Annotated in this window: 11 protein-coding genes and 1 tRNA gene; 7 read left to right on the top strand and 5 right to left on the bottom strand. The window is 66.3% G+C overall.

What is annotated here, in order from left to right; translation table 11 throughout:
- Window positions 1–95 precede the first annotated feature (95 nt).
- On the bottom strand, window positions 96–419 hold the full coding sequence (locus ACLJPD_RS11285) for a WhiB family transcriptional regulator (RefSeq protein WP_056821932.1): 324 nt from the start codon (window positions 417–419) through the stop codon (window positions 96–98).
- A 384-nt stretch (window positions 420–803) separates the two neighbouring features.
- Between ACLJPD_RS11285 and ACLJPD_RS11280 the strand changes: the two genes are divergently transcribed.
- Complete coding sequence (locus ACLJPD_RS11280; protein WP_410871833.1) at window positions 804–3,182, top strand: penicillin-binding protein; 2,379 nt, start codon at window positions 804–806, stop codon at window positions 3,180–3,182.
- 53 nt (window positions 3,183–3,235) lie between these two features.
- On the opposite strand, the gene ACLJPD_RS11275 is transcribed toward ACLJPD_RS11280, so the two are convergent.
- Window positions 3,236–3,700: a GatB/YqeY domain-containing protein gene (locus ACLJPD_RS11275; RefSeq protein ID WP_410871832.1), complete on the bottom strand. Its 465-nt coding sequence runs from the start codon at window positions 3,698–3,700 to the stop codon at window positions 3,236–3,238.
- A gap of 121 nt (window positions 3,701–3,821) precedes the next feature.
- On the opposite strand from ACLJPD_RS11275, the gene ACLJPD_RS11270 reads away from it, so the two are divergent.
- The 4 genes from ACLJPD_RS11270 (at window position 3,822) to atzF (ending at window position 7,733) form a co-directional block, all read left to right on the top strand.
- Window positions 3,822–4,784 (top strand): metallophosphoesterase, encoded by a 963-nt coding sequence (locus ACLJPD_RS11270; protein WP_410871831.1) that lies wholly within the window; start codon window positions 3,822–3,824, stop codon window positions 4,782–4,784.
- An 80-nt stretch (window positions 4,785–4,864) separates the two neighbouring features.
- Window positions 4,865–4,938, top strand: a tRNA-Pro gene (locus ACLJPD_RS11265).
- A 382-nt stretch (window positions 4,939–5,320) separates the two neighbouring features.
- Entirely contained in the window at window positions 5,321–6,025 is a 705-nt protein-coding gene (locus ACLJPD_RS11260) for a GntR family transcriptional regulator (protein ID WP_410871830.1), read from the top strand.
- 10 nt (window positions 6,026–6,035) lie between these two features.
- Window positions 6,036–7,733, top strand: a complete 1,698-nt coding sequence (gene atzF, locus ACLJPD_RS11255; protein WP_410871829.1) for an allophanate hydrolase — start codon at window positions 6,036–6,038, stop codon at window positions 7,731–7,733.
- Here atzF and ACLJPD_RS11250 read toward each other — a convergent pair.
- Window positions 7,690–8,358, bottom strand: coding sequence for an arsenate reductase ArsC (locus ACLJPD_RS11250; RefSeq protein WP_410871828.1), 669 nt, complete (start codon window positions 8,356–8,358; stop codon window positions 7,690–7,692). The two genes, atzF and ACLJPD_RS11250, sit on opposite strands and share 44 nt — an antisense overlap.
- Before the next feature lie 761 nt (window positions 8,359–9,119).
- Here ACLJPD_RS11250 and ACLJPD_RS11245 point away from each other — a divergent pair.
- Window positions 9,120–10,358: an APC family permease gene (locus tag ACLJPD_RS11245; RefSeq protein WP_410871827.1), complete on the top strand. Its 1,239-nt coding sequence runs from the start codon at window positions 9,120–9,122 to the stop codon at window positions 10,356–10,358.
- Window positions 10,359–10,433: 75 nt separating this feature from the next.
- Window positions 10,434–11,786: a serine hydrolase domain-containing protein gene (locus ACLJPD_RS11240; protein ID WP_410871826.1), complete on the top strand. Its 1,353-nt coding sequence runs from the start codon at window positions 10,434–10,436 to the stop codon at window positions 11,784–11,786.
- 52 nt (window positions 11,787–11,838) lie between these two features.
- Here ACLJPD_RS11240 and ACLJPD_RS11235 read toward each other — a convergent pair whose 3' ends face one another.
- The gene (locus ACLJPD_RS11235) at window positions 11,839–12,873 is read right to left on the bottom strand and encodes an aspartate-semialdehyde dehydrogenase (RefSeq protein ID WP_410871825.1); all 1,035 of its coding nucleotides are present in this window, start codon (window positions 12,871–12,873) and stop codon (window positions 11,839–11,841) included.
- A gap of 3 nt (window positions 12,874–12,876) precedes the next feature.
- A complete protein-coding gene (locus tag ACLJPD_RS11230; protein ID WP_410871824.1) occupies window positions 12,877–14,142 on the bottom strand; it encodes an aspartate kinase in 1,266 nt (421 codons plus the stop codon).
- Window positions 14,143–14,259 lie beyond the last annotated feature (117 nt).

The following is a 14,259-nucleotide window of genomic DNA, read 5'->3' as shown; positions in this document are numbered from 1 at the left end:
CTATAGCTCGCAATCCGGCAACACCCACCAACGGCGCCGATTCCGCAAACCAAGCGGTCTCGGCGCCGTGTGTGATATCGGCTCGGTCTCGCCTGCTAGATCGCCACCTGGTGCTGCCGCTGGGCGTTGAAGAACTCCGCCCACGACGTCACGTCGGGATGCTGTTTGAGCAGCGCACGCCGCTGTCGCTCGGTCATCCCACCCCACACTCCGAACTCGACCCGGTTGTCGAGCGCATCGGCACCACACTGCATCAGCACCGGGCAGTGACGGCAGATCGTTGCCGCCTTGCGCTGTGCCGCGCCGCGAACGAACAGCTGATCGGGGTCCACTTCCTTGCATCGCGCCTGGGCAACCCAAGCGATCCTCGCCTCGGCCTGCTCTACATCCAGTCGAGCGATGGGGGTTGTGATGTGCATTTGATGTGCCCCTTTGCAGTCCGAACACCGTTGTGCGGCGCTCCAGAATCGCGAGCGCGGATCACAGCAACCCAACTACCGCTGCGGTCCGCACCACATTCCACTTTGAGTGTTAGCTCTATCACACTGGGTTCTCAATCTAGGTAAAGGTATGGCCGTTACGCAAGACCACCCCCCGATTTTTTGGTACGGCCGTCCCTTCAAATCGGGGCAGAAGCGGGCAGTACTGCTGTTCACCGGCGTGGCCGGTCGCGACACGCCGATGTGATCATTTTGTTGACACGCCCGAGCAACCCCCCTGGCACCACCCGGACATTCTGGTCAGACCAAGCAGTCGAGCAGCACAGCCGTGAACCTCACCACGCCACCCTCTAGTCTGGGATCGTGCCGATCACTCAAACGCTCGCGAGGCTGGCCGGCAGCTGCGCGCTGGCCGCCGTGCTTGTTGCTGGGCTGTTGTTCCCCTTGGCCGGTGGATTCGGGTTCATCTCCAACCGTGCCGCCGATGCCGTCGACAATGTCTCCGCCGAATTGGTGGAGGGCACGGTCCCCGCCGTGTCGACCATGGTCGACGCGAACGGGTCACCGTTGGCGTGGCTCTACGAACAACGCCGCTTCGAGGTGCCGAGCGACAAGATCTCCAACAACATGAAGCTGGCGATCGTGTCCATCGAGGACAAGCGCTTCGCCGATCACAAGGGCGTGGACTGGCAGGGCACGCTGCGCGCGTTCCTCACCAACACCTCCTCCGGTGCGGTGCAGCAGGGCGCCTCGACCCTGGACCAGCAGTACGTGAAGAACTTCAACCTGCTGGTTGTCGCCAAGACCGACGCCGAGCGCCGCGCCGCGATCGAGACGACACCGGCGCGCAAGCTGCGCGAGATCCGGATGGCGCTCACGCTGGACCGCGAGCTGTCCAAGGACGAGATCCTCACCCGCTACCTGAACCTGGTGCCCTTCGGCAACGGCTCGTACGGCATCCAGGACGCCGCCCAGACCTACTTCGGCATCGACGCGTCCCAGCTCAACATCACCCAGTCGGCGATGCTGGCGGGCATGGTGCAGTCCAGCTCCAAGCTGAACCCCTACACCAACGTGGCCGGTGTCACCGACCGCCGCAACACCGTGCTCGACACCCTGATCCAGAACATCCCGCATCGCGCCGAGGAGTTCCGCAAGGCCAAGAGCGAACCGCTCGGCGTGCTGCCCGAACCCAAGGGCCTGCCGCGCGGCTGCATCTCCGCCAACGACAAGGGCTTCTTCTGCGACTACGCGCTGCAGTACCTGGCCGAGGCCGGGATCAGCCGCGAGCAGATCGACAAGGGCGGCTACCTGATCAAGACCACCCTCGATCCAGTGCTGCAGGAATCGGTGAAGCGTTCGGTGAACGAGCAGGCCGACCCCAACCTCGACAACATCGCCGAGGTCATGTCGGTGGTCGCGCCCGGTCAGGATTCGCATCCCGTCCTCGCGATGGCGTCGAGCCGCACCTACGGCCTCAACCGCGACGCCAACGAGACGCTGCTCGGCCAGCCGTACTCGATGGCCGGTGACGGCGCGGGCTCGATCTTCAAGCTGTTCACCACCGCCGCCGCGATGGAGAAGGGCCTCGGTATCGCCGCCCAGGTGGATGTGCCGGGCACCTACGCCGCCAGGGGCATGGGCTACTCGAACTCGCCGGGCTGCCCGGCCGACTCGTGGTGCGTGAAGAACGCGGGCAACTACCCGGGGTCGATGTCGGTGACCGACGCCCTCGCCACCTCGCCCAACACCACCTTCGTGAAGATGATCCAGGACGTCGGCGTTTCGGCCGCGGTGGACATGGCGGTGCGCCTCGGCATGCGGTCCTACACCAAGCCCGGCACCTCCGGGCGGGGCAATACGAGCCTCGCCGACCACATCAAAGACAACAACATGGGTTCGTTCACCCTCGGCCCGTTCGCGATCAACCCGCTCGAGCTGACGAATGTGGCCGCCACCCTTGGTTCGGGCGGCAAGTGGTGCCCGCCCTCGCCGATCAAGGAGGTCGTCGACCGCAGTGGCAAGGCCGTCCCGCTCACCCAGCAGGCCTGCGAACAGGTGGTCGACCCCGGTCTGGCCAACACCCTCGCCAACGCGATGAGCAAGGACGACACCAGCGGTACCGCCGCGGGCGCGGCGCGGGCCGCGGGGTGGGCGGCGCCGATGTCGGGCAAGACCGGCACCACCGAGAGCCACCGTTCCTCGGCGTTCCTCGGCTTCACCAACGCGCTGGCCTCGTCGGTATACGTCTACGGCGACAGCCCGACCCCCGGCGAGATCTGCTCGTTCCCGCTGCGCAACTGTGGCGCCAGCGATGCCTCCGGCCTGTTCGGCGGTAACGAACCGGCCCGCACCTGGTTCAACGCCATCAAGCCGTTGATGGATCGGTTCCCGCCGCCCGGTCTGCCGCCGGTGGACGACAAGTACGTCCGTGGCGCGAACAACTCCCAGGTCCCCGATGTGGCGGGCAAGTCGCAGGGCGAGGCCACCTCGATCCTGTCCGGCGCCGGCTTCCAGGTCTCCGCGGTGACGGGAGCGGGTTCGCAGCCCAAGGGCACGGTGATGGGCAGTTCGCCGAACGGCTCGGCCATTCCGGGCTCGATGGTCACGATCTACATCAGCGACGGGACCGTCCGAGTGCCCGCGCCGACGACTCCCCCGCCCGCCGCGCCCGCACCGGCGCTGCCGGGGTTGCCGCAGATCCCGCGCCTGCCACCGATCCCCATCCCGGTGCCACGCTAGTAACGCGAAAGGGCCGCCATCCCAGTTCGGATGGCGGCCCTTTCGTTTGTTTGCTACAGCCGGGCTTTGACCGCGGCCGAGATCCTGGAACCGTCGGCCTTGCCGTCGGCCAGCACCGTGGCGGCCTTCATGACCTGCCCCATCTGCCGCATTCCCGGCCGTTCACCGAGCTGCTCGGCGACCTGGGCGATCGCGGTGTCGGCCACCTGGGCCACCTCCGCGTCGTTGAGCTGAGTGGGCAGGTACTCCTCGATGATCTCTTCCTCGGCGCGCTCGTTCGCGGCCAGTTCGCCGCGACCGTTCTGCTCGTAGATCACGGCCGCCTCGTTGCGCTTCTTCGCTTCCTTCTGCAACAGGGCAATGACATCGTTATCGGAGAGCTCGTGCGCTTCGGTTCCCGAGACCTCGGAGTTCTGGATAGCGGCGAGCAGCATCCGCAAGGTCGCGAGACGCAGTTTGTCCTTGGCTTTCATCGCGGTGGTCATATCCGCGCGCAGCTTGGCTTTCAGTTCCGACATGCGGTTTACCGTAGTCGTTCGCCGTCGGCAGTCCCATCACATTTCCATCGCGGAGGAAATTCCGACCGTTTGTGCGGAAACACACGCGCCGATCCGGGAGGGGGTCGCCTATGCTGGGCAAATGCCCGTTATCTCGACGTCCGCTGTCCGCCGAACCGCGTTGGGAGCCGCTGGGGCCGCCGTCGCAGGTATCGGCTACGCCACGCTGATCGAACGGAACGCGTTCGTCCTGCGTGAAGCCACGATGCCGGTACTGGCGCCCGGGTCGCCCACGTTGCGCATTCTGCACGTCAGCGACCTGCACATGATGCCGGGACAGCAGCTCAAACAGCAGTGGCTGCGCGAACTCGACCGGCTCGAACCCGACCTGGTCGTGAATACCGGCGACAATCTTTCCCATCCCAAGGCCGTGCCCGCCGTTGTGCAATCCCTCGGTGCGCTGCTGGCTCGCCCCGGCTTGTTCGTGTTCGGTTCGAATGATTATTTCGCGCCGGTACCGAAGAATCCGCTGAAGTATTTCAAGAAAGATCACCGTCGCGTCTACGGCGACCCGCTGCCGTGGAAGGACCTGCGCGCGGCATTCACCGAACGCGGCTGGCTCGACCTGACCCACACCCGGCGCGACCTCGAGGTGGCGGGCATCCGCATCGCCAGTGCCGGCGTCGACGACCCGCACCTGCAGCGCGACCGCTACGACACGGTCGCCGGTGCGCCCAACCAGCTGGCGCAGCTGAGCATCGGTGTCACCCATTCGCCCGAGCCGCGCGTGCTCGATCGCTTCGCCGAAGACGGCTACGACCTGGTGTTGGCCGGTCACACGCACGGCGGGCAGCTGGTCGTGCCCGGTTACGGCGCGCTGGTCACCAACTGCGGGATCGACAAGTCACGGGTGAAGGGCGCTTCCCAGTGGGGCGAGCACACCCAGCTGCACGTCTCGGCGGGCATCGGCACTTCCCCGTGGGCGCCCTACCGCTTCTGCTGCCGCCCCGAAGCCACGCTGCTCACCTTGGTCGGCGCCCAGCCCAAACGGCCCTCCGCCGACACCGGCTTCGGCATTTCGACCTCGCGGGCCGTCGCCCGCTAGGGCCCGCCTCGAACCCCCACCTGACCAGCCAATTTAACGTTTCACGACCCCACGTTGTAAGCTACTTCAGGTTCGCCTCACGGGGTGTGGCGCAGCTTGGTAGCGCGCTTCGTTCGGGACGAAGAGGTCGCAGGTTCAAATCCTGTCACCCCGACGTGTTGGTTGAGACACAGAAGAGCCCCTGATCAGTTCACTGGTCAGGGGCTCTTCGCTTGTCTGTGGGGTTTTGCGGTCGAGGGGGTTCGGCCAGCAGATGGTGAAGGTCGTGAGGGAGATCAGCCCGAGGATGAGGGCCAGGATGGTGGGAGTCATGGGAATCGCCCTTCCGGGATGAGCGGAGTGAGCGCGGCGGTGGGCTCGTGGTTCGAGTGTGGGCGTCTGCGTGGCGGGTGGGATTGCCTGCGTGTTCGGGGTTGGTTGAGAAGTTCTCCCGTCGCGGGGCTCGGCGTGGTGAGGATGCCGGTGTGAGCGATCGATAACCTGGCGCTTACTTTCTGTCACTTGATAGAAATTAGCGATCGATAGCGTATACACCCATGTCGACAAGGGTGGATGCACCGGGCGAAGGCTCCGGAAGGCCGTTGCGCGAGGTCGTGTATTCGACGTTGCGCGGTGAGTTGATGAACGGGGACATCCGGTTCGGGGAGCGGCTCACCGAGCCGAAACTGTCGACCAGGTTCGGGATCTCTCGCACGCCGGTTCGGGAGGCGCTCACCATGCTCTGCTCGGACGGGCTGCTGCAGCGCGAGGAGTTCGGGTTCAGTCCGGTGCGGCCGAGTGTGGCGCGGATTCGCGATCTCTACGAGCTGCGGCTGACCCTGGAACTGGGTGGGATGACGCGGGTACGCGCGGATTCGCGGATCACCCACGACGAGGCGCTGCTGCGTGCCGAGCAGCGGAAATGGTTGGCCCTGCAGGCCGACCCGCCCGCCCAGGAGCCGGGATTCGTCGTTGTCGACGAGGAATTCCATGTCACCTTGCTGACCGCGGCGGGCAATGCCGAGATGGTGCGCGCGCTGGTCGCGGTGAACTCCCGGATCCGGCATGTGCGCATGTACGACTTCATGATCAACAACCGCATCGAGACCACGATCAGCGAGCACCTCGGCATCCTCGAGGCCGTCCTCGCCGGTGAGCTCACGCTGGCTCAGCGACTTCTGCACACCCACATCGGCGACTCGTTGGACGTGGTGCTCGAGCGCATCTCACGTGCCGTCGCCGCCATGTCGTTAAGCGAATAGAGGAGCTTCAATGTCTGTCACCCCATCCGCGCGGGTCGCCGCCGCCTACGCACGGATCGCCGAAGTGGATCGGCCCGAAGTATGGATCACGCTGCGTCCGCAGGAGGTCCTGACCACCGAAGCCACCGAGCTGGAACGCCGGCTCGCCGCGGGCGAGAAACTGCCGCTGGCGGGTCTGCTCCTCGCGGTGAAGGACAACGTCGACGTGGCCGGCCTGCCCACCACCGCCGCATGTCCTGAATTCGCCTATGAGGCAACGGAAACCGCTGAGGCTGTGCGACGGTTGGTCGCGGCGGGTGCGCTGGTGCTCGGCAAGACCAACCTCGACCAGTTCGCCACCGGACTCGTCGGCACTCGCAGCCCCTATGGCGCCGTGCGCAATGCCCTCCATCCCGAATTGATCTCGGGCGGTTCGAGTTCCGGCTCGGCGGCAGCTGTCGCGCTGGGGATCGCCGACCTCGCCATCGGCACCGACACGGCAGGCTCGGGCCGCGTACCCGCCGCACTGCACGGCATCGTCGGCATCAAAGCCACTCTCGGCGTGATCCCCGCCCATGGCGTTGTCCCCGCCTGCGCCGACTATGACGCGGTCACCATTTTCGCCGCCGATCTGGATTCAGCCGTCACCGCCGCAAAAGTCATGGCGGGCAAGGATTCTCGGGATCCGCGCAGCCGCGCATGGCCCGCAGACGTCCGTCTCGCAGTCTCCACCGAACCCGCGATCGCAATCCCTCGACCCGAAGACCTGGAACCGCTGAGCCCGGCCTACCGCACGGCGTTCACCGAAACTGTTGCGGCCCTGCATGCTCGAGGCCTGCACACCACCGAGATCGACATCTCGCCCCTGCTCGACGCTGCCCGCCTGCTCTACGACGGCGCGATTGTCGCCGAGCGATACGCGGCGGTCGGCGAGTTCGTCGACAAGGGCGCCCCAGGCCTGGACCGCACTGTCGCCGGAATTATCAGCGCCGCAGGAGAACTCGACGCACACGCCTTCGCGCAAGACCTCGATACCCTGGCCCGCGCCCGCACCACCGCGACAACACTGCTCGCCGACTTCGACGGCCTCCTGCTTCCCACCACCACCGAACACCCGTCGATCGCCGAAGTCGAGGCCGACCCACTCGCGATCAACCGCAGGCTGGGCACTTACACGAACTTCTGCAACCTCCTCGACCTCGCCGCCGTCGCGATCCCCGGCACACCCACCACCGACGGTCGCCCGTTCGGCGTGACAGTCGTAGTCCCGGCCTTCGCCGACCAGCTCGCCGTCGACCTCGCCGCCCGCATCACCGGCACCCCGACCCCGCTACTCGTGGAAACCGGTGTGCCCCTTGCGGTTTTCGGCGCCCACCTGCGCGGCCAACCCCTGCACTGGCAACTCGAACAACTGGGTGCCCGCTTCGCAGGCGAGATCACCACCACCGACGCCTACCGCCTCACCGCCCTCGACACCACCCCGCCCAAACCCGGACTGGTCCGCCACGGCGACGGAGACGGCGCGCCGATTCTCGGCGAACTGTTCCTCGTCTCGCCTGCGGGCCTCGGCCGATTCCTCGCCGAACTACCCCCGCCGATGGCGTTGACCAGCATCGATCTGTCCGACGGACGCGCGGTGATCGGCTTCGCGTGTAGCTACGACGCCGCCGTCGCCGCCACCGACATCACGCGGTACGGGAGCTGGGTGGCGTATCTACGGGATCGGTGACCTCGATGCCGAGCTCGGTGAGCAGGCCCGTCACGCGATGACCGATGTCGTCGCGGATGGGCCGCACATGCTCGACCTCTAGCCCGGCCGGATCCTCGATGATCCACTCCTCGTAGCGCACCCCCGACACCAGCGGACAGGTGTCACCGCAGCCCATCGTGATGATCACATCGGCGGCCCGGATGATCTCATCGGTCCACGGCTTCGGATACTCGCGCGAGATATCGACCCCGACCTCGGCCATCACCGCCACCGCGGCCGGATTGAGCTGCCCACTCGGCACCGACCCGCCCGACCAGGCCACCGCCCGGCCCAGCGCCAGCTCCTCGAAGTAGCCGAGCGCCATCTGCGAGCGGCCGGCGTTGTGCGTGCACAGGAACAGCACCGTCGGGCGCGGCTTGGCCACCTTGCCCTCGATCTTGGCCAGCGCCTGTAAGCGCTGGCGCCCGAATCGCTCGGCGAGCAGCGGTAAGTACAGCGTCACGGTCGCCCTGGCGACGAAGTCGTCGTAAGAGGAATGCAGGACACGATGGATCGTTTCCAGCTCGAACATTGTCGCGAATTCTTCGCGCAGCCGCACCTCGGCACGGTCGAGCGCGTCGGAGTGCTCCGCCATATCGACCATCCCTCAACACTTACCTGAATCCTGGCCATACGCAAACGTCCGGGCCGATCACCCCTCGATCAGATCGGCCCGGCACGCGTACTCACCGACACAACGTGGAACTCCTCGGCCCAGCCCGTCGGTGTGGTTACCGTCGGCAGTGCGTCTTCAGCGTCTGGAAGAGCCACCTTCTGGTCTGCACCGCCGGGCCCGACCGATCACCCCTCGAGACCGATCGGACCCGGTTGTTCCGGTGTCTGAAGCAACAATGCGGTGTCGGTCTCTAGAGCTTCTTAAGAACAACTTGTCGGCAAACGGGGGTCTTCGGCGATGATGGAGGTACCGACGCAAGGAGAGCCATCATGGAGACCGCGATCGTCTGGTTGTTGGCCAGCATTCTGTACTGGTTCAGCAACTTCTGACAGACACCCGATACCGCCAACGGGAGAGCCCGGGAACCAGGCCCTTCGCCCAGCCATGACACGAGGCAGGTACGCGATTGCGGTACCTGCCTCGTGCGTTGCGCGCATCACAGCGAGCCGTCGGAATAGTTCGCACACAGCCGCCGTTGAATCCACTGTCGACGTCCGAACAGCCCCGGGCCTCACCCCATAGTCGCTACGAGCGACCACCCGCCGAGAGGCGCTTGTGGGGCGTCGGCCCCAGCGAACGCCGCCAGGTCACCCTCATCGACCTGGCGGCGTTTTTTATCTGCCAGACAGACTGTCGGCGCTGCATTGGTACGGGTCGCCGGTCCTCGTCGGATGGCTGAAGATGGCCGTATGACTTCGGATGGGCGGTTGCGGCGGGGGTTGGGGCTGGGGGATTCGGTGGTGGTGGGGTTGGGGGCCATGGTGGGGGCCGGGATTTTCGCGGCGTTGGGGCCTGCGGCGGGGGTGGCGGGGTCGTGGTTGTTGGTCGCGTTGGGGGTGGCGGCGGTGATCGCTTATTGCAACGCGATGTCCTCGGCGCGGTTGGCTGCGCTGTATCCGGTGTCGGGCGGTACGTATGTGTACGGGCGGGAGCGATTGGGGGCGTTCTGGGGGTATCTGGCGGGGTGGGGGTTCGTGGTCGGGAAGACGGCGTCGTGTGCGGCGATGGCGTTGACGGTGGGCAGTTACGCATGGCCGGGGCAGGCGAGTGCGGTGGCGGTGGGGGCCGTGGTGTTGGTGACGGGGATCAACTATGTGGGGGTGCAGAAGTCGGCGCTGGCTTCGCGGGTGATCGTGGCGTTGGTGTTGGCGGTGCTGGCGGTGGTTGTGGTCGTGGGGGTCGGTGGGAATCATTCGGGGGCAACGGTTCTCGATGCGGAGATCGGGCCGTACGGGGTGTTGCAGGCGGCGGGGTTGTTGTTCTTCGCGTTCGCGGGGTATGCGCGGATCGCCACGCTCGGCGAGGAGGTGCGTACGCCGGAGCGGACAATTCCGCGGGCGATCATGCTCGCGTTGGCGGTGGCGTTGGCGGTGTACGCGCTGGTCGCGGTGGCCGCGTTGGTGACGTTGGGGTCGGGTGGGCTGGCTGCGGCACGCGATCCGCTCGCGCAGGTTGTCGAGGCCGCGGGTGCGGGGTGGCTGGCGCCGGTGGTGCGGGTGGGTGCGGTGCTGGCCGCGGCGGGGTCGCTGCTGGCGTTGATTCTGGGGGTTTCGCGGACTTCGCTGGCGATGGCGCGTGACGGTCATCTGCCGAAAGCCCTGGCCGAGATCCACCCGAAGTACGCCGTCCCGCATCGGGCCGAACTGGCGGTGGGTGTGGTGGTCGCGGTGCTGGCGGCGACAGTGGACCTGCGGGCGGCGATCGGGTTCTCGTCGTTCGCGGTGCTCGCGTACTACCTCGTCGCCAATCTGTCGGCGGCCACCCTGACGGCCGCCGAGGGGAGGCCGCGACGCTGGGTTCCGGTGGTCGGCGCGGTGGGGTGCGTGGTGGTCGGGTTCGCGTTGCCGATCGGATCGGTGCTGGCGGGGCTCGGGGTGCTCGCGATCGGGGCGGGGGTATACGGGATTCGCCGTGTTGCGGTCAGATGAACATGGCGGTGAACAGTGGCCGCGGCGGCCACGCTATACGGGTTACGGTGCGCGCCAAGGGCTACTCTCGCCCGCATGCGGCACATCACGAGCGTTTTCGCAGGAACGATCGCGGCAGTGCTGACCTCGGCGAGCCTGTTCGCCGTCCCCGCCCAGGCCGCGCCGAGCACGACCTGTGCGGTGACATCCGGTCGCGACCTGGAACGTGCCGAGCCCGAGCAGGTAGGGCTCGATTCGGCGAAACTCGAAGCGGCACTGCAGTTCGCGGCCACGCGCAACCGGCTCAACGTGCAGATCTTCCGGCACAACTGTCTCGTCGGTGAAGGACTGCGCAACGACGAGACCGGCAATACGCCGTGGAACATCTGGAGCGTCACCAAGTCGGTGGTGTCGATGCTGGCCGGAATCGCTTCCGACCAGGGAAAACTCGACGTCGCCGCGCCCATCGACCGGTATCTGCCGCCCGGCCTCGGCGACGCGGCGCACCGGTCGATCACCGTCGAGAACCTGCTCACCGAGACCTCGGGCATGAAGGTGGGGGTGCTGTCCGAGGGCATCACCGCGGTGATCCCGATCGACCCGCACTCGGCGGTGCAGGCGCTGTCGGTGGAGTTGACCAACCCGCCCGGTACCACCTTCAGCTACAGCCAGCGCAATGTCGACCTGCTGTCGTATGTGATCGAGCTGGCCGTCGGCGAACCGCTGCAGCAGTTCGCGCAGCGAGAACTGTTCGACCCGCTCGGCATCCCCCGCAGCGACTACTACTGGGCGAGCGACCGATCCGGCCACACCTACGGTTACGCCCACCTCATGCTGCCGCCCAACGATCTGGCCAAGATCGGGCTGCTCGTCTCGAACGACGGCCGCTGGGGCACCGACCGCGTGATCTCCTCGGACTACCTGCGCCGAGCCCGCACACCGTCGCAGGCGAACAGCTGCTACGGCTACCTGTTCTGGCTCGGTGCCGACTGCGGCGAGGCCCCCGACTTCCTGCCCGACGACTCGTTCTTCATGTCCGGCCTCGGCTTGCAGAACATCTTCTTCCTCCCGAGCCTCGACCTGACGGTGATGTGGACCGGCCCCTTCGGCAACCAAACCGCCTACGGCCCCAGCGGAATCCTCGCCCACGCCGAAGAACTCCCCCACGAATTCTTCCGCCGCCTCTTCGCCGCCATCACCGACACCCAGGTCCCGATCGCCGCACCCTACGTAGAACCCCCACTCGAATTCGACGCAGCCAAACTCATCGACGCCAACATCCTCCTGGCCGTCTTCGGCATCGGCCCCGGCGCCTACCCCGGCTGCACCGTCTTCGACTGCCTCGACCTGCCCCTAGCCGCCCCCTTCGCCGGCATCCCACCAGGCTGCGCCATCCTGGCCTGTGTAGGCAACGACCCTCGAACCCCAGGCATCCGCCCAATTCGCTGAGCACAGTAAGGCCGGGCCATCGCTGACGATGACCCGGCCTCGACTACGAGATTCAGCGGTTTTCCAGCAGAACTTCCGCGATCTGAATCGTGTTCAGCGCGGCACCTTTTCGCAGGTTGTCGCCCGAGATGAACAGTGCAAGACCGCGACCGCTCGGCACACCCGGATCCTGACGGATACGCCCGACCAGCGAATCGTCCTGACCAGCGGCGGCCAGCGGAGTCGGCACGTCGACCAACCGCACACCCGCCGCCTTGGCCAGCAGTTCCTTCGCCTGCAACACCGAAATCGGTTCGGCGAATTCGGCATTGATCGACAGCGAGTGCCCGGTGAACACCGGAACGCGCACGCAGGTGCCGCTCACCAGCAGATCGGGCAACCCGAGAATCTTGCGACTCTCGTTGCGCAGCTTCTGGTCTTCGTCGGTCTCGAAAGAACCGTCGTCGACGAGCGCACCTGCCAGCGGGATCACGTTGAAACCTATCGGCGCGACGTACTTGTTCGGCGCGGGGAACTCCACGGCCGAGCCGTCGTGCACCAGCTTCTCCGCGTCGGCGGCCACCGCGCGAATCTGCGAGGCGAGCTCCTCCACACCGGCGAGTCCGGAACCCGAAACAGCCTGGTAGGACGACACGATCAGGCGCTGCAGACCGGCGACATCGTGCAGCGGTTTGAGCACCGGCATCGCGGCCATCGTGGTGCAGTTCGGGTTCGCGATGATGCCCTTGGGCAGGTGGCGGGTGGCTTCGGGGTTGACCTCCGACACCACCAGCGGCACCTCGGGATCCTTGCGCCAGGCCGAGGAGTTGTCGATCACGGTCACACCGGCCGCGGCGAAACGCGGGGCCTGCACACGCGACATGGTGGCACCGGCCGAGAACAGCGCGATGTCCAGACCCGAGGGGTCGGCGGTCTCGGTGTCCTCGACGACGATCTCGCCGCCGCGCCACGGCAGCGTCTTGCCCGCGGACCGAGCGGAGGCGAAGAACCGCACCTCGTCAGCCGGGAAGTTGCGCTCTTCGAGCAGTTTGCGCATGACGGTGCCGACCTGACCGGTCGCTCCGACGACACCTACACGTACACCCATTGCCTAACGCCCCGTTCCGCCGTGGACGACAGCGGCTTCGTCGCCGCCGAGATCGAATGCCTTGTGCAACACCTGGACCGCTTCATCCAGTTCCGTGTCACGCACCAGCACCGAGATCCGGATCTCCGAGGTGGAGATCAGGTCGATGTTGACGCCGGCGTTGGCCAGTGCCTCACAGAAGGTGGCGGTGACGCCGGGGTGCGACTTCATGCCCGCACCGACCAGGGATACCTTGCCGATGTGGTCGTCGGAGAGGATCTCGGCGAAGCCGATCTCGGCCTGCCGCTCGGTGAGCTTCTGCACCGCGCGGACCAGGTCGGTCTTGGGGCAGGTGAAGGTGATGTCGGTCTTGCCCGTATCGACCTTGGAGATGTTCTGCAGCACCATGTCGATGTTGATCTCGGCGTCGGCCACCGCGCGGAACACCTTGGCCGCGTAGCCCGGCTCGTCGGGCAGGGCCACGACGGTCACCTTGGCTTCGCTGCGGTCGTGTGCGACGCCGGTCAGGATTGCCTGCTCCACGGGAATGTCCTCCATCGATCCGAAAACAGTGGTGCCGATCTTGTCGGTGTAGGACGACCGAACATGAACGGGAACGTTGTAGCGGCGCGCGTATTCGACGCAGCGCAGCATGAGCACCTTCGAGCCGCAGGCCGCCATCTCGAGCATCTCCTCGTAGGAGATCTTGTCGAGCTTCTGGGCGTCGGGCACGATGCGCGGGTCGGCGGAGAAGATGCCGTCGACGTCGGTGTAGATCTCGCAGACATCGGCTTTCAGTGCCGCGGCCAGCGCGACGGCGGTGGTGTCGGATCCGCCGCGACCCAGCGTGGTGACGTCCTTGCTGTCCTGGCTCACGCCCTGGAAGCCGGCCACCAGCACGATCTGCCCCTGGGCGAGGGCCTCCTGCAGGCGGCCCGGGGTCACGTCGATGATCTTGGCGTTGCCGTGCGCGCCGGTGGTGATCACGCCGGCCTGCGAACCGGTGAACGAGCGAGCCTCGGCGCCGAGTGTGTGAATTGCCATGGCCACCAAGGCATTCGAGATGCGCTCGCCGGAGGTGAGCAGCATGTCCATCTCGCGAGCAGGCGGCGCGGGGGCCACCTGCTCCGCGAGATCGAGCAACTCGTCGGTCGTGTCACCCATGGCCGAGCACACGACTACTACGTCGTGTCCCTGCTTCTTGGTCTCCACGATCCGTTCAGCGACGCGCCGGATCCGCTCGGCGGTAGCCACCGAGGATCCTCCGTACTTCTGAACTACGAGAGCCACAGCAGGTCCTTCACGATCGAGTGTCAGATTGGTATCAGCGCCCAAGAGTACCGGCCCCGGGCCACCGGTTTCGCTGCTACCTACCCTGCCTGTGGAAAACGACACAGGCTTGTCACC

Source organism: Nocardia sp. A7, assembly GCF_046549215.1.
Classification (GTDB): domain Bacteria; phylum Actinomycetota; class Actinomycetes; order Mycobacteriales; family Mycobacteriaceae; genus Nocardia.
The sequence above is the reverse complement of the archived record's forward strand: the minus strand, read 5'-3'. Positions and strand labels throughout refer to the sequence as shown.

What these genes read in the sequence shown, in the direction of transcription:
- atzF (WP_410871829.1), top strand. Translation starts at nt 6,036, where the DNA reads ATGTCTGTCACCCCATCCGCGCGGGTCGCCGCCGCCTACGCACGGATC.
- ACLJPD_RS11240 (WP_410871826.1), top strand. Translation starts at nt 10,434, where the DNA reads ATGCGGCACATCACGAGCGTTTTCGCAGGAACGATCGCGGCAGTGCTG.
- ACLJPD_RS11245 (WP_410871827.1), top strand. Translation starts at nt 9,120, where the DNA reads ATGACTTCGGATGGGCGGTTGCGGCGGGGGTTGGGGCTGGGGGATTCG.
- ACLJPD_RS11250 (WP_410871828.1), bottom strand. Translation starts at nt 8,358, where the DNA reads ATGGTCGATATGGCGGAGCACTCCGACGCGCTCGACCGTGCCGAGGTG.
- ACLJPD_RS11275 (WP_410871832.1), bottom strand. Translation starts at nt 3,700, where the DNA reads ATGTCGGAACTGAAAGCCAAGCTGCGCGCGGATATGACCACCGCGATG.
- ACLJPD_RS11285 (WP_056821932.1), bottom strand. Translation starts at nt 419, where the DNA reads ATGCACATCACAACCCCCATCGCTCGACTGGATGTAGAGCAGGCCGAG.
- ACLJPD_RS11260 (WP_410871830.1), top strand. Translation starts at nt 5,321, where the DNA reads ATGTCGACAAGGGTGGATGCACCGGGCGAAGGCTCCGGAAGGCCGTTG.
- ACLJPD_RS11270 (WP_410871831.1), top strand. Translation starts at nt 3,822, where the DNA reads ATGCCCGTTATCTCGACGTCCGCTGTCCGCCGAACCGCGTTGGGAGCC.
- ACLJPD_RS11235 (WP_410871825.1), bottom strand. Translation starts at nt 12,873, where the DNA reads ATGGGTGTACGTGTAGGTGTCGTCGGAGCGACCGGTCAGGTCGGCACC.